Below are 19,754 nucleotides of genomic sequence, written 5' to 3'. Positions count from 1 at the left end.
GGCTTGGCGGCGGCGGTAGAGCGTCGTCGCCGTGCCCCCGCCGGGGGCCTCAGGCCGAGTGAACCCCTGCGGTCCGCGCTGAGCGGGGGTGCTCGTTCCGCACGGCGGCCGCCCGAGTCAGGCACTCGGCCGCGAGTTCGGTGTATCCCTCCTGTTCGGCCAGCCGGTGGGCCCGCTCGAAGTGGTCGCGTGCCTCGACGGGTCGGCCCATGGCGAGCAGGCTCTGCCCGCAGATGTCCAGCAGCATGGCGCGGCGGGCGGCGACCTCGTGCGGCGGGGCGAGGGTGAGAGCGTGGCGCGCGTGGTCGAGCGCCTCCTGGGGGCGGTGGTCCAGGAGGTGGTGGCGGGCCAGGTGGTAGAGCGTGAGCATCTCGGTGTGGGGGTGGCCGGCGTCCCGAACGAGTGCGGCGGCCCGCGCGAACCCGGCGACCGCCGCCACCGGGTCGTCCAACTGCTCGTGCGCGTGCGCCAGGTTGATCAGCGCGAGCGCCTCGCCCGGCAGGTCCCCGGCCAGCCGGGCAAGACGGGGGGCGTGCACCAGATGGGTCAGGGCCTCGCGGTGGTGTCCGCCGTCGCTGAGTATCCAGCCGAGCAGCGTGCGTACGCGTGACTCGGCGTCCGGGTCGCCCAGTTGGACGGCCGCGTCCAGGGCGTGGCCGAGGGTCGGCTCCCAGTCGGCGCGGGGCTGCTGCACCATCAGGGGCCAGAGAAGTACGCCCAGGCGCCAGGCGCGGTCGGGGTGCCCTGCGGTGGCCGCGGCGGCGGTGGCCGCGACGATGTTGCGTCGCTCGATGCCGTACCAGCGCATGGCGGCGGCGCGGTCGGCGAAGGCGAACGGCATGACGGGTGGGTGGACGTCCTCGGGCAGTCGGCAGCAGGGCTGGCTGCCTTGCTCGGCGGCGGTCGCGGCGGCCAGCGCGCCGCACAGGTAGTGGTCGAGCAGCCGCAGCAGCCCGTCCGGGTGGCCCCCGGAGGACAGGGAACGCGCGAAGAGCCGTACCAGGTCGTGCAGGGCGTAGCGGCCGTCCGCCCGCTGGTCCACGAGGTTGGCGGTGACCAGCTGGTCCAGGGCCGTGCGGCCGCTCTCCATGTCGCACCCGGCCAGCGCCGCCACGGCGCTCTCGTCGATGTCCGGGCCGATGTGGTGCGCCAGTTGCCGGAAGAGGTTGTCGGCGCGCGGGGTGAGGGGGCGCAGGCTCAGCCGTAGGACCGATACGAAGTCCAGGTCGTCGGTGGTGAGCAGGGAGAGCCTGCGGCGTTCGTCGCGCAGTTCCTCGGCGGCGTCGTACAGGGAGCGGCCGGGGCGGGAGGCGAGGCGGGCCCCGGCCAGCCGCAGCGCCAGGGGCAGGCCGTCGCACAGGTCCACCAGGCGCAGGGCGGCCTCGGGTTCGGCCGTGACCCGCCGCTCGCCCAGGACCGCGCGCAGCACGCCGGTGCCCTCGTGCGAGGCGAGGCGGTCCAGGGGCAGCGGGCGGGCGCAGTCGCTGGCCACCAGGCCGGACAGGCGGTTGCGGCTGGTGATGACGGTGACGGAGCCGTCGGTGGCGGGCAGGAGCGGGCGTACCTGGGTGGAGGAGCGTGCGTTGTCGAGGACGACCAGGACGCGGCGGCCGTCGAGCAGGGAGCGGTAGAGCCCTTCGGCGGCGCGCGGGTTCTCCGGGATGTCGTCGGGGGCGATGCCCAGGGCCACGAGGAAGTCCCGGATGACCGACGCCGGGTCGGCGGGGGGCGCGGTGTCGGTGAAGCCGTCCAGGTCGACGAAGAGCACGCCGTCCGGGAAGCGGTCCGCGGCCCGGTGGACCCAGTGGGACACGAACGCGGTCTTGCCGATTCCGGCCGGCCCGGTCACCAGGCACACCGCGGGGTCGTGGGCCTCGGCGAGCATCGCGTCGAGGGCGGCGAGTTGCGTGGCGCGGCCGGTGAAGCCGGCCGGTCGGCGCGGCAGCAGCGCGCGGGGGCGGGCGGCGGGCGCGGGCGGCCGGGGTGTCTCGGGCTTCGGCGGTGTGGGGGCGGGGGAGCACGGCACTGGGGGCAGCAGCCCCGGGTCGCCGCTGAGGATGCGGGAGTGGAGGTCCTGGAGTCGGGGGCCCGGCTCGACGCCCAGTTCGTCGACCAGGGTGCGCCGCACCGAGGTGTAGGCCTCCAGGGCGTCGGTCTGGCGCCCGCAGCGGTACAGGGCGAGCATCAGCAGTTCGTGCAGCCCCTCGCGCAAGGGGTTCTCGGCCACCAGGGCGGTGAGGCGGGGGACGGTCTCGGTGTGGTGGCCCAGCGCCAGGTCGCATCCGGCCGCGCGCTCGGCCGCGGCCGTCCTGCTCTCCGCGAGCCGTCGGCGCTGTGCCTCCGCGTACGGGCCGGGGAGCCCGGTGAGCGGCTCGCCGTGCCACAGTGCGAGGGCGCGTCCGAGGACGTCCCGTATCTCGGTATCGTCCTCGCCCGCCCTCAGCTGCCCGGTGGACTCCACGAGACGGTCGAACTCGGCCGCGTCGAGTGCCTCGGCGGGCAGGGCCAGCCGGTAGCCGCCGCTGGCCGCGACGATCACCTGGGACTTGGCGTGGTTGGCGCGCTCCGGGTCCAGCTGCTTGCGCAGCTGGGCGACGTAGGTGCGGATCATGCCGACCGCGCGGGCCGGTGGCTCCTTGCCGAACACCCCGGCCACCAGTTCGCCGACCGCGACGACTTCGGGGGAGCGCAGGGCGAGCATGGCCAGTACGGCACGCTGCTGCGGGCCGCCGAGCGGGACCGCCTGGCCGTCGAGCCGCGCCCCGACCTCACCGAGCACCCGGATCGTCAGCATCGCCGCACCCCGGGGTGCGGGTGACCGGTGGGGTGCTGAACTGACGGTTGTCTCGCAGGGGGGCATGCGGATGCCTCTCATGAGCGGGAACCTGGGCTCGGGACCGGGCCACGGGGGCGTGACCGCGGTTGCGGTACAGCGCTCACCAGCGTAATTGATCATTGTGTGACGGAATGACCGCACAGTGCTCCGGGGACAAGTGTGCGGGTGAGCAGGCATGATGAGGGTGGCTGGGGCGATGCCGTGGCCGGCGGGGTGACTTGGGGAGGAAGGGTTCGCGTGAGGTCCCATCAGACGGTCGGCCGGGCCGAGGACGACGACTGCACCACTCTCGGTGCGGCGCTGGCGCGGGTGGGCCCGGGTGCGGTGATCTCCGTGCGGCCCGGCCGGTACGAGGAGAGCCTGGTCATCTCGCAGGTGGTCACCATTGTGGCGGAGGAGGGGCCCGGCACCGTCGAGTTGGTGCTGCCGCGCGGCGGCGCGCTCACGGTGGCTGCCGAGGCGGCCAAGCTCTCCGGTCTGACCGTGCGGGGGCAGGACGAGGAGCTGCCCGCACTGGATGTCGCCCGGGGGCAGGTCGCGCTGGAGAGGTGCGAGATCATCGGCGCGGGCTGGACCGCCGTCCTCGCCCGCGGACAAGGGTCGCTGGCGATGCGGGACTGCCGGGTGGTCAACCCCGCGGGCGCCGGGATCGTCGACACCGCCGACGCGCGCAGTGTCATCGAGGACTGTGTCGTCGAACACCTCGGCACGTCCGGTCTGGTGATCAGTGAGGACGCCGATCCGTGGATACGGCGCTGTGTGATCCGTGACGCGCGGGGCAACGGTGTGCTCGCCAACGGCACGGGGCGGGGCACTGTCGAGGACTGCACGGTCTCCGCCACCGACAAGCCGGGCATAGCGCTGGAGCAGGCCAGCGCCACCCGCGTGCTGCGTACGGTGGTCAGGGACGCGGCCGTCGGCGCCTATGTGGCCACCACCGGCCGGGCCGTGCTGGAGGACTGCGGTTTCCAGCACATCGCCGGGCACGGCATCGTGGTGGACGAGGGCAGCGACCCCCGCCTCGCGCGGTGCTCCACCGAACGGACCGGTGGCAACGGGATACGGGTCACCGGGCGGGCGCGCGGGCTGTTCGAGGAGTGTGTGGTGACGGCGGGCGGCGACGCCGGAGTGTGGGTGGGAGGCTTCGCGGGGCCGGGCTTCGACCGGCTCACCGTGCGCGGGGGCGAGGGGGTCGGCATCTGTCTCACCGAGGAGTGCGTCGCCGAGTTCGACCGGCCGGACGTGCGTGACATGCGCGGCGGCGGCGTGCTGATCCAGGGCGGAGCCAACCCCCTGCTGCGCCGGGCCGCCGTGAGCGCCGTGGGGGGCCACGGTGTGGAGGTGAGCGGCGAAGGGCGCGGCCGGATCGAGGAGAGTGAGATCAGCGGCGCCGGGCGGGCCGGACTGCGGGTGACGGGCGGGGGAGACCCGTTCGTCGGACGGACCGTCGTACGGGCGGCCAAGGACGCGGCCGTGTCGGTCGGCGCGGACGGCCGCTGCACCGTGCGCGACGGCGAGCTGACGGGTTCGGGCCGCGAGGGCGCGCTGATCGAGCACGGCGGGGCGCTCGCCGCCTCCCGGGTGCGTATCCACGGCAACGGGGCGGCCGGCGTGGTGGTGGCCGCTGGCGGGTGGGCCACGCTCGGCGGTTGCGAGGTCGCGGACAACGCCGGTGACGGCATCCGTGTGGACAGTACCGAGGCGGTCGGGGTCACGGGATGCACCGTCCGGGACAACCGCGGCGCCGGGCTGCGGGCCCCGGTGGACGCTCCCCGGCTGGCCGTCGACGACCTCGTCAGCCGGAGCAACGCCCGGCCCGACGTATGGGCCGGAGCCGACAACGGCCCCCTGGCGGCGCCCGTGGCGGACGCCGACGAGCGGGGTGCCGCATCGGGGGGAGAGGCCGGACAGCAGGGCCCGCTCGGCGAACTGCAGGCCCTGGTCGGCCTGGAGGCGGTCAAACAGCAGGTGCTGACGCTGGTCAATCTCAACCGGCTGGTGCGCCGACGGCTGGAGGCCGGGCTTCCGGCCCCCTCGACGGCCCGTCACCTCGTCTTCGCCGGACCGCCCGGCACCGGTAAGACGACCGTGGCCCGGCTGTACGGGGCGATCCTCGCGGATCTGGGGGTGCTGCGCAGCGGCCACCTCGTGGAGGTGTCGCGCGCCGACCTGGTGGCGCAGATCGTGGGCGGCACCGCTATCAAGACCACCGAGATGTTCCAGAAGGCGCTCGGCGGGGTCCTGTTCGTCGACGAGGCGTACACGCTCACCCAGGACGGCACGGGCACCGGGCCCGACTTCGGCCAGGAGGCGGTGGACACCCTCGTGAAACTGATGGAGGACCACCGCGACGACGTCGTGGTGGTGGCCGCCGGGTACGGGCCGCAGATGCAGCGCTTCCTCGGCTCCAACGCCGGTCTGTCCTCGCGGTTCAGCCGCACGGTCGAGTTCGCGAACTACTCGGTGCAGGAGCTGGTGACCATCGTGCGCACCATGTGCGCGGCGCACCACTACACGCTCACCGAGCGGACTGTGCATGCCCTGGAGGGCCACTTCGAGGACATGCCCCGGGGGGAGACCTTCGGCAACGGCCGCGCCGCCCGCAAGGTGTTCGAGGAGATGGTGGACAGGCAGGCGCTGCGCCTCGCGACGGTAGCCGATGTGAACGAGGACGCGTTGACGCTGCTGCTGCCGCAGGACGTGTCGGAGCGCGCGAGTGAACCGGCGGGCGGCGGTGTGCCCGAGGACGGGGCCCGCTCCGCGAAGATCCTGGAGCAGTTGCACTCCCTGGTGGGTCTCGCGGCGGTCAAGTCGGACGTGCAGGACCTGGTGAATCTGCTGGAGCTGGGGCGGCGCAGGCGGGCGGCGGGCCTGCCCGCGCCGGCCGTCGGCCACCACCTGGTGTTCGCGGGCTCCCCGGGCACCGGCAAGACGACGGTGGCCCGACTGTACGCCGAACTCCTGGCGGCCCTCGGTGTGGTGACGCGCGGTCAGCTCATCGAGGTGGCGCGGGCGGACCTGGTCGGCCGGTACGTCGGGCACACCGCCCAGCTCACCAAGGAGGCCTTCGAGCGGGCGCGGGGCGGAGTGCTGTTCATCGACGAGGCCTACACCCTCACCCCCGAGGGAGGACAGGGTCAGGACTTCGGCCAGGAGGCGGTCGACACCCTCGTCAAGCTGATGGAGGACCACCGGGACGAGGTGGTGGTCGTGGCCGCCGGGTACACGGAGTCCATGGGACGCTTCCTGGCCTCCAACCCCGGCCTCGGCAGCCGGTTCTCGCGGCAGGTCCATTTCGCCGACTACAGCGACGACGAACTGGTCTCCGTCGTACGCAAGCAGGCCGAGACGGCAGGCTACGAGCTGACGCCCGACGCTCTCACGGCCGTACGGGAACACTTCGCCGCACTGCCCCGCGACCGGGCCTTCGGTAACGCCCGGGAGGCCCGGCGGGTCCTGGAGGGCATGGTGACCCGTCAGGCGGGACGGCTCTCACGGACGCCGCGGGCGGGTGTCGAGGATCTGCGGAGCCTGCTGCCCCAGGACCTGGCGGGAGGAGAGCCCGGTCCACGGTGACGCGCGTGCGCGGGGTGTGATTGGGTTCCTACCATGCGATCTTCTGTGCGAGCCGGTGGGCGCGGCCCCCGGCGGGCGGCGGCCGCCGCGCTTCTCCTGCCGGCCCTGCTCGTTCCGCTCGCCGGGGCCACCCAGGCGGCCGCCCGCGACAACGTCTCCCTGCCGCCGGTGCCCTCGACGCTCGAAGACGGCCAGGGATGCACCCCTGCCTCCGCCAAGAAGACGGACCAACTCCCCTGGGCTCAGGCGGCGTTGGATCTGGAGGGTGCCTGGCGGCTCAGCCGTGGCGCCGGGGTCACGGTGGCCGTGGTGGACACCGGCGCGGCGCCCGCGAAGGTGCCGGCGCTGGAAGGCCAAGTCGTCGCGGGGCCCGATGTGGTGGCGGGCGGCAGCGCCGGCGACGACTGTGTGGGGCACGGTACGTTTTTTGCCGGTGTCGTGGTGGGCCGGCAGGTGGACGGCGTGCGGGCGGCCGGCGTCGCGCCGGGGGCCCGGGTGCTCGCGGTGCGGGCCACCGACCGAAAGGGCGCGACGAGTGCGCAGGCGCTGGCCAAGGCGATCCGGGCGGGCACCGGCGCCGGGGTGCGGATCATCGCCGTGGCGCTCGGGGTCACCGAGGCCTCCGAGGATCTGAAGAGCGCGGTGCGTGAAGCCCGGGACAAGGGCGTGCTGATCGTGGCGCCGGCCGATCCGGCGGGTCAGGGGCAGGGCCCGTCCTACCCGGCGGCCCTGCCCGGTGTGCTCGCGGTGTCCGCCGTGGGGCCGGACGGGGCGCCGCCCGCGCGGGCCGGCGGCAAGGTGGCCGTCGCGGGCGCGCTGACCGCGCCCGGCGTGGCGGTGACCGGGCCGGGGCCCGGTGGGCCGGGCCAGTTCACCGGGAGCGGTGACGCGGTGGCGACCGCGTTCGTGGCGGGCACGGCCGCCCTGGTCCTGGCGCGCCAACCGGATCTGACGGCGGATCAGCTGCGGCGGCGCCTCACGGGCACCAGCTACGGCCCGTCCGGTGGTGCGGCCCTCGACCCCGTCCAGGCGATCGCCGCCACGGCGGTGGACGGCGAGCGCGCGGCGAACGCGTCCGGAGCGGCGGCTCCGCCCGCCCTGGCCCGCCGGGCCTCGGCCGACGGTCCGCGCCAAGCCCTGGTCGTCGCCGGGTCGGCGGCCGCGGTGACCGCGCTGGTGGCGGGTGCCGCCGTGGTACTGCCCCGGGCGCGGCGGCGCGGCTGGCGTCCGGGCCGCGCGGGCTGAGAACGCTCGTCGGCGGCCGTGCGGACGGACTGCGACTGAGCAGCCCCTCCGTACGCGCTCGGAGCCGGTCGCAGGCAGACGCCCGCCGGCAGGAGACCCGTGTGGTCCCCTGCCGGCGGGCGTGTGGTGGCGGTGCGGTCACCAGCGTCCGGAGGTCTGCTCCTGGGTTGCCTCGTCGAGAGCGGTCTGCACCTGGGTGATGCCCCGGCGGGTGATCAACTGGGCGCGGCCGACCGGGAGTTGGCGCGGCTTGGTGTTGCCGAACAGATAACCCTCGGAGGGCGGGCAGGACAGCAGGGCGGCCGGGGTGTTGACCTCCAGGAGTGAGCGCAGCAGCGGGTCGTTCATGGCGCGCGCGGCCCCGTTCGCACTGCGGGCCACCACCAGGTGCAGGCCGATCTCGCTGCCCTGCGCCAGGTAGTCGAGGAGCGGGCCGAAGTGGTTGGAGAGCCCGGATCCGGCGACCATGTCGTAGTCGTCGACCACCAGGAACAGCTGCGGGCCGGTCCACCAGTCGCGCTTTTTGAGCCGGGCGGCGGTGATGTCCTGGCCGGGCAGCCGGTCGCGCATGGCCCGTGCCACCCCCTCCACGGCCTGCTTGAGGATGTCGACCGAGACGGCGTGGCCGAGCCGGTGCGACTCGGGCACGCTCTCCAGCAGGCCGCGCCGGTAGTCCACGAGCAGCACCCGGGCCTCCTCCGGTGTGTACCGCTCGGCGACCGCCCGGCACACCCCGCGCAGCAGGTTGCTCTTGCCGGTCTCGGCGTCGCCCACGACCAGCAGGTGGGGGGTCTGCCCGAAGTCGTGGACGAACGTGCCGAGCCGCTCGCCCTCCAGACCGATCGGCAGCCGCAGATCGCCCTCGACCACACGCGCGTCGGGGAGTTCGGTGCGGGGGAGGACGGCGGGCAGGGTGCGCACCTGCGGGGCGGGGGCGCCCGGCCAGGCCTCGCGGATCCGCGCGACCGCGTCGGCCACGCCCGCGCCGAGAGTCGCCGCGTCCGCCTCGCCGTCGAGGCGGGGCAGCGCGGTGAGGAAGTGGTGGCGGGTGTCGGTGAGGCCCCGGCCGGGGATCGCCGGCACGGATGCGGCGGCGCGCATGTTCACCATCGAGTCCATGCTGTCGCCGAGCCGCAGTTCGATGCGGGTGCCCAGCTGGTCGCGCAGCGCCGTGCCGATCTCCGCCCAGCGCGTCGAGGCGATGACGAGGTGAACTCCGTAGTTCAGGCCCCGGGAGGCCAAGGTGGTGAACATCGGCATGATGTCCATGAAGTCCTGGCGCACGGTGCCCCAGCCGTCGATGACGAGGAAGACGTCACCGTACGGTTCGTCCGGCAGTTCACCGGCCGCCCGGCGGGCCCGCAGGTCCGCCATGGACTCGATGCCGAGCTCCTGGAACTGGCGCTCGCGGCGGGCGACGAGATGGTTGACCTCGGCGAGGGTGCGCTCCACCCGCTCCAGGTCGAGCCGTCCGGTCACACCGCCGACATGCGGCAGGTCGCGCAGCGAGTTCAGGGTGCCGCCGCCGAAGTCCAGGCAGTAGAACTGGACTTCGCGGGGAGTGTGGGTGAGGGCGAGCGCCAGGATCAGGCTGCGCAGCAGGGTGGACTTTCCGCTCTGCGGGCCACCGGCGACGGCGAGATGGCCACCGGCCCCCGAGAGGTCGGCGAGCAGGGGCTCCCGGGTCTGCTCGAAGGGGTGGTCCACGATGCCCAGCGGCACGGTGAGCACCGGCCGCCCGGTGGGGATGTCGGCGCCCAGTCCGCGTACGGGATCGGTGTGCAGCGCCGGGAGCAGGGTGTCCAGGGTCGGCGGTGTGTCCAGGGGCGGCAGCCACACCGTGTGCGCCGGCGGGCCCACGTCCCGCAGCCGCCCCACGGCCACGGCCAGCAGGCTGTCGGTGGACTCCTTCTCCGGTTCGGCGGCGGGGACGGGTGGAGCCGTCGGCGCGGACCACTCGGTGCGGTAGGGCACGACCTGGTCGGCCACGGCCGACTGGGCAACCCGCCGGGCGCCCCGGTAGGCGCCGGAGACGTAGGCGGCCTTGAAGCGGACCAGGGCGCCGGTGTCCCTCTTGAGGATGCCGCTGCCCGGTACGGGCGGCAGCTGGTAGGCGTCCGGGACGCCGAGCACGCCCCGGCTCTCCATCGCCGAGAAGGTGCGCAGGGCGATCCGGTAGGACAGGTGGGACTCCAGCTGGTGCATCCGGCCCTCGTCAAGGCGCTGCGAGGCGAGCAGCAGATGCACGCCGAGTGAGCGCCCCAGCCGTCCGATCATCACGAACAGGTCCATGAAGTCCTTGTGGGCGGCGAGGAGTTCGCTGAACTCGTCGACCACGACGAACAGGGTCGGCAGCGGATCGAGGTCGGCACCGGCCGCGCGGGCCGCCTCGTACTCCAGGGCGGAGGTGTGGTTGCCCGCTGCCCGCAGCAGTTCCTGGCGGCGTATCAGTTCGCCGTGCAGGGCGTCCTTCATCCGCTCCACCAGGGCCGCCTCGTCGGCCAGGTTGGTGATGACGGCGGAGGTGTGGGGCAGGGTGTCCAGGCCGAGGAAGGTGGCGCCGCCCTTGAAGTCGACCAGGACGAAGTTGAGTGTCTCCGAGGAGTGGCTGAGGGCGAGCGCCAGGACCAGGGTGCGCAGCAGTTCGGACTTGCCGGAGCCGGTGGCGCCGATGAGCATGCCGTGCGGGCCCATGCCGCCCTGGGCGGACTCCTTGATGTCGAGTGCGATCGGGGCGCCGTCGCCGGACACGCCGAGCGGGACGCGCAGCCGGGCCTCGCCGCCCCGGGCGTTCTGGACGGCGGCCACGTCCATGCCGCGCAGATCGGAGATGCCCAGCAGGCTGGTGAGTTGGACGTCGGTGGTGAGTGCCTCGCCGGTGTCGGCGGTCACGCCCATCCGGTACGGCGAGAGCAGCCGTGCCAGTGCGCGCGACCGGCGGGGTCCGAGCTGGTCGGGCAGGCCCAGGAAGGTGGTGTTCTCCTTGCCGGAGCGGTCGGTGCGGACCATCTCCAGCCGCCCGGGAGTCGCCCGCAGCCGCAGGACATGCCGTCCGGGGCGCCAGGGCAGGGCCCCGGCCACGTCGAGGACCGCGCAGTTGCGGTAGCCCTCGGCGAGCAGCCGCAGTTCGGCCGGGACGTGGGGGGTGTCGAGGATCACCACGTAGTACGGCTCGTCGGCGTGCGGCTGGGCGCCTGGCTCGAACGGCGGCCGGTCGGTGAACTCGCCGCCCAGCAGGCGCTCCACACCGGCGGGTGAGTCGGTGACCAGGCGCACCGGTCCCAGGCCGTCGGTCTCGCTGGGGTGCAGGGCGTGCGGGAGCCACTTGACCCACTCCCAGTCGGCCCTGCGCTCGTCGTCGGCCACCACCACGATCCGCAGGTCCTGCGGGGCGTGCAGCACGGTGAGCTGGCCGATCAGGGAGCGCGTCAAAGCCGCCGCGGTGGAGGGGTCCCCGTGCACCAGGACGCGGGCGTAACCGCGCAGATACAGGGCGACCGGCTGGTCGGGGATGGTGGCGTAGGCCTTGATGAAGCGGCGTAGGGCGTGCGCGCACAGCGGCTCCAGGTCCTCGACCGGTTTGGTGCTCAGCGGGGTCAGCGTCACCCCCAGCCGCTGTTCGCCGAGCGCGATGCGGACCTCGGCGAAGTCGTCGTGGGTGGCGTGCCGTTCCCACAGCCGCGCGGTGCGCACCAGGCTCCACAGGGCGGCCGGTTCGGGGTGGAGCCAGGACTGCGCGGCCCGCTGCTGCGCCACGAGTTTGCGGATGCGACGTCTGCTGATGGAGAGGTAGCGCAGGTAGTCGCGCCGTTCCGCGCGCAGTTGGCGCTTGCGGTCCCCGGAGCTGCGGATGATCTGCGAGACCAGCATGCCGACGGCCGAGACGGCCATCAGCCCGATGGCCACGTACATCAGCGGCCCGCCGCCCTCACCGGGCCGCAGGAAGATGAGCACCATGCCGAGCGAGCTGAGCGCCATGGGCATGTACGTGACCATGTTGCCCATCGCGGACTGGGTCTCGGGCAGCGACGGCGGCTCTTGCAGGCTCAGTTCGCCATCGGGCATCTCGGGGCCGAGACGCCGGGGAGGCCTCTTGATGAGGACCACGCTCAAAGGGGTTCGCCTTCCTGGGAAATGCCGGGGCGGCCGGTGCGGAAATCCGGTCACCGGGCGCTCGTCGGGGGATTTCGGGACGGGCTCCGCGTTTCTCGCGGACTTGCCCCGCGTCCCCCGCTCCCGTCTCACGATAATGTGACCGACGAGATCGCGTCGACCTCACATTCGGAAGGGACCCTCAAGGCTTGAGTGACAATTCCACCGCTGCGCTGTGCCGCCTTACGGTCATGGCGCCGGAAAAGTCCCTGGAACTCGCGGTGCCGTGCGATATCGCCCTGGCGGATCTGCTGCCCGCGATCGTCGACCAGGCGGGAACGGACCTGTACGAGAAGGGGGTGGAGGCGGGCGGCTGGGTCCTGCAGCGGCTGGGCCAGGCCCCGCTGGACGAGGAGCTCACCCTCGCCGCCCTCGGCCTGCGCGACGGCGACACCCTGCATCTGCGGCCCCGCGACGAGTCGCTGCCCGACATCCACTTCGACGACCTCGTCGAAGGGCTCGCCAGCGGTCTGCGCGGGCGCGCCGACAGCTGGCGGCCGCGCTGGTCGCGCCTGCTGATGACCGCTCTGACCCTGTGCGCCCTGGCCGCCGGCCTGTTCGCCGTCGTGCTGCCGGGACCGCCCGGAACGCGTGCGGCGTGCGGCGCGGCGGTGGCCGTCGTGCTGCTCGCCGGGGCCGCCTCCGCGTCCCGGGCGCTGGGCGACGCGGGCGCGGGCGGAGCGCTGGGCATCGCGGCCGTGCCCTATCTCGCCCTGGCGGGCGCCCTGGTGCCGAGCGGGTCGGGCGACAGCGCCGAGGCGGGGGCGCGGCTGCTGGCGGGCGGTGCCGCCGGGGCGGGCTGCGCGGTGCTGGCCCTGGCGGCCGTCGGAGCCTGCGCCCCGCTGTTCGTGGGCGCCGCCGTGGCGGCCGTCCTGACCGCGGCGGGCGGCGCAGTCCTGCTGCTGATCGACCCGTCCCACGAGGTGGCAGGGGCGCTGGCCGAGGCGGCGGCGCCGCTGGTGGTCACGGTGGTCGCGGCGGGGGCCTTCCTGCCTTCGCTGGCCTTCCGGCTGTCCGGGCTGCGCCTACCGCTGCTGCCCACCAACGCCGACGAACTCCAGGAGGGCATCGAGCCGGTGCCCGGACAGCGGGTGGCCGAGCGGGGCGCCGTCGCCGACGCGTATCTGACCGCTCTGTGCGCGGCCCTGGCGCTGGTGTCGGCGTGCTGTCTCACCGCGCTGGGCCGCCAGACCTCCTGGTCGGCCCAGGCCCTGACGGCGGCGCTGAGTCTGCTGCTGCTGGTCCACGCCCGCTCGCTGGGCGGCGGCTGGCAGCGGCTGGCGGTGGTGGTGTCCGGTGCGTACGGCGCGGTGCTGCTGGCCGTCCTGTACGCGCTGCGCATGAGCCCGGCCCAGCGGCCGCTGCTGGTAGGCGCGCTGGTCGCCCTCGCCGCGGTGCTCGCCGTGGCGGGCTGGACGGTGCCGGGCCGCCGGCTCGTGCCGTACTGGGGCCGGGCGGTCGACCTCACGCACACGCTCCTCGCCATCTGCCTGATCCCGCTGGCCCTGGAGGCGAGCGGACTCCTCCACTACCTGCGCGGGCTCGGCGGCTGACCGCAGCCGTCCCGACATCCGCAGAAAGGCACTCTCCCTATGCAGTCCAGGCGGGACCAGGTCCAGGCCCACATGTTCGTGATGGGCCGGGTGGCGGCCGGGATGTACCGCGACGACCCGGACGCGCCCGAGCCGCCCCACCGGCGCACCTCGCGCGGCATGGGCGTCGGCCTGGCCATCGGGGTGCTCGTCGCGCTGGCCGTGACGGTGTACGGATTCGTGGTGCCGGGCGGCTCGGACGGCTGGAAGAAGGAGGGCACGCTGGTGCTCGACAAGCAGTCGGGCGCCCGCTACCTGTCCTTGGACGGCCGGCTGCACCCCGTCCTCAACCAGAGCTCGGCCCGGCTGCTCGCCGGGGACCGGCTCAGCGTCAAGTCACTGTCCTCCGCGTCGATCGCCGCAGCCCCGCGCGGCCCCGCCCTCGGTATCGTCGGCGCCCCCGACGCGCTGCCGGCCGCGTCCCGGCTCAGCCGGGACGCCTGGTCGGCCTGCGCCACCCGGGCCGAGCCGGGCGGTGACGGGGCGCTGCTGACGCTGGGCGTGGGCCTGTCCGCCGGTGGCCGCCCCGTCACCGCCGGGCGGGCGGTCCTGGTCCGTGGGGGCACCCGGCACGACACGTATCTCCTGTGGCACGGCACACGGTCGCGGGTGGACCCGGCCAACGGGGCGCCCGCCGCCCTCGGGTACGGGGACACCCCGGCCTTCCCGGTCCCCGAGGGCTTCCTGAACGCGCTGCCCCCGGGCCCGGACCTCGCCACCCCGGAGGTGGCGGGCCGCGGCGCGCAGGGGCCTTCGCTGGCCGGACGGCCCAGCCGGGTCGGCCAGCTCTTCGGCGACGGCGCCGGGCACCACCTGCTGCTGCGCTCGGACGGGCTGGCGCCGCTGACGCCCCTGCAGTACGCGCTGCTCAAGGGCGATCCGCGTACCCAGCGCACCGCTTACGCCGGAGCCGCCGTCACGGAGGCTCCGGTCGGGCCGGACGATCTGGCCCGCCACCGCGCACCGGGCACGGCGGCGTCGTCCCCCGGCCCGGGGCTGCCTGATGACGTGCCGCGGGTGATGGAGGTCGAGGCGGGCGAGGCGGTGTGCGCGGTGACGGCGACCGGGGCGGGCGGCCCGTCGGTCTCCGTGGTCCTGCCGCAGGTGTCAGCGGTGGCCGGGACGCCCCCGGCGGCCGGTCCGGGGCTGGTCGCCGATGCCCGTACGGCGGACCGGGTGGCGCTGCGCGCCGGGTCGGGCGCGCTGGTCAGGGCGGTGTCGTCGAGCGGCACGGGCCGGGCGCTGTACCTGGTGACGGAGTCGGGCGCCAAGTACCCCGTCGCGGACGCCGACTCCCTCCAACAACTGGGATATCCGGCCGCGTCCGCGGTGGCGCTGCCCACCGCGCTGCTGTCCATGCTCCCCACCGGACCGGCCCTTGATGTCGGCGCTCTGCGTTCTCGGGGACTTGTGGTGGCCGCTGCGGAAAACGGCGGGAAATAGAGATGGAGAAACGCATCAATCTTTCTTGGATCTTTTATTGATCTCCTTCTGAACTTTCGCCGGAACCATATGGAAACATCGTTCGTCTCTCGTGGCGGATGGTCAGTGAAATGAGCGGCACAAATGCGCCGCCGAGACCGTCCGCCTGTGTTTATCCGAGGAGGAGAGTCCCTGTGTCCCAGACCCCCGACGGGATTTTGGCGAAGAACGACGATGCGATGTCGGGTGCCCTCGCGGGTCTCACCCAGCATCTGGACGAGATCGAGAGCGCGGGCCGCGCGGTCCGCGGCATCCAGGCTCAGGTCGCCACGGCCTACCAGGCCGGCTCCGGCGCGAGCCACTGCGCCGCCATCGACGACTGGCTGCGCATCCACGCCCGGGTCACCAAGGTCACCGAGAACTTCCGGCACGGCACCCACCAGGTCAACTACTCGATCGACGAGGGGGAGCAGGACGCCGGCGGCTACGTCAACAACCTGGTGTTCGCCCTCGGCGGCAAGTGAGACGGGGGCGTACACCGCCCCGTCCCGCCGCACTTCCGTCCCCACCCACCGTTCCCGTCCGCACAGCAGCAGGAGACCGTCATGGCCAACGTAGAGATCCGTCACCAGGGTGTCACCGACGCGGTGAGCGCGATGGACCGCGCGCACGCCGACATGGTGGACGCGCTGCAGTGGCTGGAGCAGAACTTCAACGCCCTGCGCGAGACGCTGCAGGGCGCGGCGCGCCAGCAGTGGGACAGCTTCGAGAGCGAGCTGAAGTCCATGAAGCTGACCCTCAACAACGACTACCAGCAGGCCCGCGTCGTGCTCCAGCGGATGCACGACCGGCAGATCGAGGGCGACCTGAACGGACGGCGCCGCATGGCCGCCCTCCAGGGCGCCTGAGCGGCCGCGGGATCGGAGCGCCGCCCATGCCCACCGAGAACGGCAGTGGCACCTATAAGTTCACCGAGGACGCCCTGCGCAAGTACATCGACTGGGTGGCCCAGTTCGAGACGGACCTCAACACCTCGCCTTTCTACCCGCAGTTGGCCAACTACGGCGGGGAGAAGCCCTCGGCCCACCTCGCGCTGGGCGTGCCGGAGAAGTTCCTCGCCGCGCAGACCCTCGGCACCCTCTTCACGACGTTCGCGACCGGGCTCCACACCCGGCTGGAACACGGCAAGGGGAAGGTCAACGAGTTGGCGTCGGCCATGGACGACGTCGACCTCCTGCTGGGCGAAGGGGAGCGGGACGCCCATGCCATCTCCGTGACCGACCTCGCCGGCACCCTGCACAACCTGCTCTCGGGCCCCGGTGGTGGTACCGCCGGCCCCAAGCCGCCCGCCACCAGCACCCCCTGACACCCGGACCCGAAGGACCCCCGTGCCCCCCGTGACCCCCGACCCCCACGCCGGTCCCGCCCCGCAGGACTGGGGCGGCACCGTATCGACGGTGTGGGACGAGATGATCCTCGCGTTCGCCGACCCCAAGAGCGCGGGCGACGTCAAGGGGAAGATCAACCGCCTCGCCGTGGCCGACGTGGGGGCCACGGGGACGCAGTGGATCGCCAAGCACTACTGCGGGTACTACACCACAGCCGAGCGCAAAGCCCTCGATGTGGACATCTGGTACGAATGGTCCTTCACCTTCGCTAGGCCCATGACCTTCGTCGTCGGGTTGAAGTACAACTGGAACGACTACGGCAACGACAAGGGCGCCCTCGCCGACTTCACCGGTACGTCCAACACCATCGTCCGTTCGCTGCAGCCCGTCGGGAACAACGTCGTCAACGCCACGTCGTTGAACGCGGCCGCCGACACCCTCGACGCCATGGGGAAGTGGCTGACGACGTGGGAGCAGCAGTTCGTCACCTGGTCCGGTGACGTCGGCGAGGGGGACAGCGACCTGCAGGGCGAGGCCGCGGGGCTCATGAAGGCCACCTTGGTGTCCGCCGCGCGCGCCGTCGCCGAGACGGGGAAGTATCTCGACGGCGGCCAGGTCGCCAAGACGCTGCGTGACACCGGGACCACCCTCACCAAGGAGTTCAAGAATCTGCTGGGCGTGTGGGACGGATGGTGGGGAGACCCGCGGGCCATGCCGATGTGGCATCTGTTCACCAAGTTCCCCGCCCCCGCGAGCACCCCCGTCACCATCGAGGGCTCCGACACTCTCGAAACGATCTCGGCGAAGTTCCGGGACCTGTTCAAGGCGACCGGGTCGCCCGCGGACGACAGCTTCTGGTTCAACTTCGAGCGAGCCGCCAAGATCAGCTGGTGGGACGACGTCAAGACGCGGCTCGACCAGCCCGCCCACGCGCCGGTGGTGAACATCGCCAACTCCTATGCCGCCGCCGCCCGGCATCTGCACACGGTCAACCCGGACTTCGCCTTCCGATTCACCCAGGACGACGCGAACAAGTTCCTGACGGCGGGCCCCGGGGGACCGGGTCCCGGCCCGGGGGCGGGCCCGCCGCCGCCTGGATCCGGCGGCAGCGGCGGCGAGAAGGGCGGCGAGAAGGGCGGCGGGGCCGGCGGAGGAGACCTCGGCCTGGGCGGAGGTGGCGGTCAGCACCAGACCGTGAAACCGCCCCCCGTACCGAAGAGCCTGAGCTCGGGCCCGAAGGGCGGAGCCAGCTCAAAGACCAAGGATCTCCTGGGCGGCGGCTCCAAGGGGGGCAACAACGGCCAGAACACCGGCGGCTCCTTCGGGCAGGTCGTGCTGGGCCCGGACGGCAAACCGCTCAGGGACGAGAAGGGCATGCCCATCCTCATTCCGCCGGGCGCCGTCATCGACCCCAGGACCGGAGCCGTCACCGGAGCGAACGGCAAACCCGTCCTGGGGAAGGGCAAGAAGCCCCTCATCCTTCCCAAGGGCTCCCGCATCCAGCCGCCGGCCGCCATCAACACCGGCGCCGGCGCGCGGGACCCGAACGCGGAACTGCGCCGGATCCGGGAATCCCTCAACACCGACTCGCGCCTGATCCGCAGCGCCAACAAGTCCGGCGAGGAGCTCTGGGGCCCGCCGCGCCGCGCGACCGTCAGCACCGCCTCCAGCGGCGAGTTGGGTGTGGCGAAGACCGGCGGCGCGGGGGTGCGCAGAATGCTCGACAGCAACGGCAACCCCGTCAACCAGTCCGTCATGAGCAGCGGCATGAGCAGCCGCGTCCGCGCCGCACTGGGGGAGAGCGCCGCTGAGGCGGCGCTGGCGGACCGGGCCAAGCAGGTCGCCACGGCCGAAAGCCGGGCTCTTGGCCGCGGGGCCTCCGGTTCCGGGACGCCCTACATGCCGCCCATGGGAGGCATGGGCGGGGGCGGCGGGGCGCCGGGCGGCGCCGCGGCGGGCCGGACCCCCAACGTGTGGCTCTCCGAGGAGGAAGAGGTCTGGGGCACCGACCCGGACTCCGCGCCCGGAGTGATCGGGCGGTGAGCGAGGCGCGGCCGCCGGACGGCCCGGGACACGAGCGCGAGAACGAACCACGAGAAGACGGAACGATGAACACCACCACCGCGCAACCGCGCGGAGCCGCGGACGCGGCCGCTGTGCCGGAGCCCCCCGAGGACGTGCGGGAAGCCGCCCGGCGCGCCCCCGACCACTGGTTCGGCATGCTCGACCCGGCATGGCGCGCACGCCACGAGGAGGAGGACGAGGCCCCGCCGGTATGGGCCGTCCTCGGCCAGTGGCGCTCGGACAGCCGGGGCGAGATCGTCGAATGGCAGGACAACACCGCCTACCGGCCCTCGCCGGCCATGATGGGCTGGCCCCGGCCCACGGACCCGGTCGACGCCGCCGCCCAGCTCGCCGCCACCGGTTACGGTCCGCACGAGGACGTCGCCATCGCCGTCGTCCAGGCACGGCTGGCGGTGCTCACCGCGCCCCACGGAGGCCCGGTCCTCGCCTGCGCCCCCGACGGCACCCCCGTCGTCCCGGTGTTCAGCCAAGCCGTACATCTGCACGCCGCCGGCGCACTCGCCCATCAGCTGCTGCCCGCCGAAGAGGTCTTCGCGTGGGTGCCGGACGGCTACGAGCTCTGCGTCAACCCGGCCGGACCCGTCCCGGCGCGTCTGTCGGTGGCCGACCTGGAGAACGCCGTCGCGGCCGTCACCGCCCGCGCGAACGGAAGAGGAAATACCTGATGGCATCGTTGGAGCAGCAACTCGAAGAGGCGATGGCCGACTTGGCCGCGCACACCCGCCGGGTGCAGGAGATGCAGGCCGAACTCGCCACCGTCACCGGCTCGGCCACCTCCAGGGGCCGACTGGTGAGCGCCACCGTCGACTCGGGCGGACGACTCACCGATCTGAAGTTCCACACCGAGGAGTTCCGCACACTGCCCCCCGCCCAGCTCGCCGACCTCGTCAAATCCACCGTCAACGAGGCCCGGGACGCCGTGACGGCCAAGGTGGGCAAGAGCGTACGGCCGCTGGTGGGTGAACAGGGCGACCTCGCGCAGGGGCTGTTCGGAGGCAGCGGCATCGAGGACCTGCTGGCGCCGCTGCGGGCCATGCGCCCCGACGGGCTGGCCGCCGGTCTGCTGGGGGAGACCGCGCCCGCCGGCCGGTCTGCCGCGCGTCGGCGGGACGAGGAGGAGTTCGATGCCTGAGAACCACGGCGGCGGCCGGATGGCCATCCCCGACAACCTCGCCGAACGCTTCGCCCAGTTCGGCGAGATGTCCACCATCACCGCCGACCTCCACACCCTGATCGAGCACATCAACGTACAGAACAAGACCGCCGGCGGGCGGGACGACGCGTACGCGAAGGAGTACCACAAGTTCGTCGAGGAGCACGGCAAGGGCCTCTCGACCGGGCTCGACGCGTTCTCCGACCTCCTGGAGCGGTTCGGGGCCAGCGGCAAGGGCGCGGCGGACGGCCTGAACGACGCGGAGACGGATGCCGACCGGATCGCCAAGGGCCTGCACGGCTGAC

The 19,754-nt window shown here is 73.3% G+C and carries 13 protein-coding genes; 11 read left to right on the top strand and 2 right to left on the bottom strand.

Features of this window, described 5'->3' with window-relative positions; genetic code table 11:
• Positions 1-49: 49 nt before the first annotated feature.
• Positions 50-2,794, bottom strand: a complete 2,745-nt coding sequence (locus OG965_RS03820; protein WP_371649078.1) for a BTAD domain-containing putative transcriptional regulator — start codon at positions 2,792-2,794, stop codon at positions 50-52.
• Between the two features lie 279 nt (positions 2,795-3,073).
• Here OG965_RS03820 and OG965_RS03815 point away from each other — a divergent pair, with 279 nt between their 5' ends.
• Positions 3,074-6,412, top strand: a complete 3,339-nt coding sequence (locus OG965_RS03815; RefSeq protein ID WP_371649076.1) for a right-handed parallel beta-helix repeat-containing protein — start codon at positions 3,074-3,076, stop codon at positions 6,410-6,412.
• 33 nt (positions 6,413-6,445) lie between these two features.
• Complete coding sequence (locus OG965_RS03810; RefSeq protein ID WP_371649075.1) at positions 6,446-7,657, top strand: S8 family serine peptidase; 1,212 nt, start codon at positions 6,446-6,448, stop codon at positions 7,655-7,657.
• A gap of 138 nt (positions 7,658-7,795) precedes the next feature.
• Here the strand turns inward: OG965_RS03810 and eccCa are convergent, their stop codons facing one another.
• On the bottom strand, positions 7,796-11,722 hold the full coding sequence (gene eccCa, locus OG965_RS03805; RefSeq protein WP_371656836.1) for a type VII secretion protein EccCa: 3,927 nt from the start codon (positions 11,720-11,722) through the stop codon (positions 7,796-7,798).
• Between the two features lie 236 nt (positions 11,723-11,958).
• Here eccCa and eccD point away from each other — a divergent pair, with 236 nt between their 5' ends.
• From eccD to OG965_RS03760, 9 genes are all read left to right on the top strand, one after another.
• Positions 11,959-13,362: a type VII secretion integral membrane protein EccD gene (eccD, locus tag OG965_RS03800; protein WP_371649074.1), complete on the top strand. Its 1,404-nt coding sequence runs from the start codon at positions 11,959-11,961 to the stop codon at positions 13,360-13,362.
• 39 nt (positions 13,363-13,401) lie between these two features.
• Positions 13,402-14,844, top strand: a complete 1,443-nt coding sequence (eccB, locus tag OG965_RS03795) for a type VII secretion protein EccB (RefSeq protein ID WP_371649073.1) — start codon at positions 13,402-13,404, stop codon at positions 14,842-14,844.
• 173 nt (positions 14,845-15,017) lie between these two features.
• Positions 15,018-15,347, top strand: a complete 330-nt coding sequence (locus tag OG965_RS03790; protein ID WP_371649071.1) for a hypothetical protein — start codon at positions 15,018-15,020, stop codon at positions 15,345-15,347.
• A gap of 81 nt (positions 15,348-15,428) precedes the next feature.
• The gene (locus tag OG965_RS03785) at positions 15,429-15,731 is read left to right on the top strand and encodes a hypothetical protein (protein ID WP_371649070.1); all 303 of its coding nucleotides are present in this window, start codon (positions 15,429-15,431) and stop codon (positions 15,729-15,731) included.
• 26 nt (positions 15,732-15,757) lie between these two features.
• Positions 15,758-16,189 carry a hypothetical protein gene (locus OG965_RS03780; protein WP_371649069.1) on the top strand — a complete coding sequence of 144 codons (432 nt, stop codon included), beginning with the start codon at positions 15,758-15,760 and terminating at the stop codon, positions 16,187-16,189.
• A 31-nt stretch (positions 16,190-16,220) separates the two neighbouring features.
• Positions 16,221-18,254, top strand: a complete 2,034-nt coding sequence (locus tag OG965_RS03775) for a hypothetical protein (RefSeq protein ID WP_371649068.1) — start codon at positions 16,221-16,223, stop codon at positions 18,252-18,254.
• A gap of 65 nt (positions 18,255-18,319) precedes the next feature.
• Complete coding sequence (locus OG965_RS03770) at positions 18,320-18,961, top strand: type VII secretion system-associated protein (protein WP_371649067.1); 642 nt, start codon at positions 18,320-18,322, stop codon at positions 18,959-18,961.
• Entirely contained in the window at positions 18,961-19,428 is a 468-nt protein-coding gene (locus OG965_RS03765; protein ID WP_371649065.1) for a YbaB/EbfC family nucleoid-associated protein, read from the top strand. The genes OG965_RS03770 and OG965_RS03765 overlap by 1 nt, the downstream gene beginning before the upstream one ends.
• Complete coding sequence (locus OG965_RS03760; protein WP_371649064.1) at positions 19,421-19,753, top strand: hypothetical protein; 333 nt, start codon at positions 19,421-19,423, stop codon at positions 19,751-19,753. Before OG965_RS03765 ends, OG965_RS03760 begins: the two co-directional genes overlap by 8 nt.
• The last annotated feature ends 1 nt before the right edge of the window (position 19,754 follow it).

The sequence above is a fragment of the Streptomyces sp. NBC_00224 genome (assembly GCF_041435195.1).
Taxonomy (GTDB): domain Bacteria; phylum Actinomycetota; class Actinomycetes; order Streptomycetales; family Streptomycetaceae; genus Streptomyces.
The sequence above is the reverse complement of the archived record's forward strand: the minus strand, read 5'-3'. Positions and strand labels throughout refer to the sequence as shown.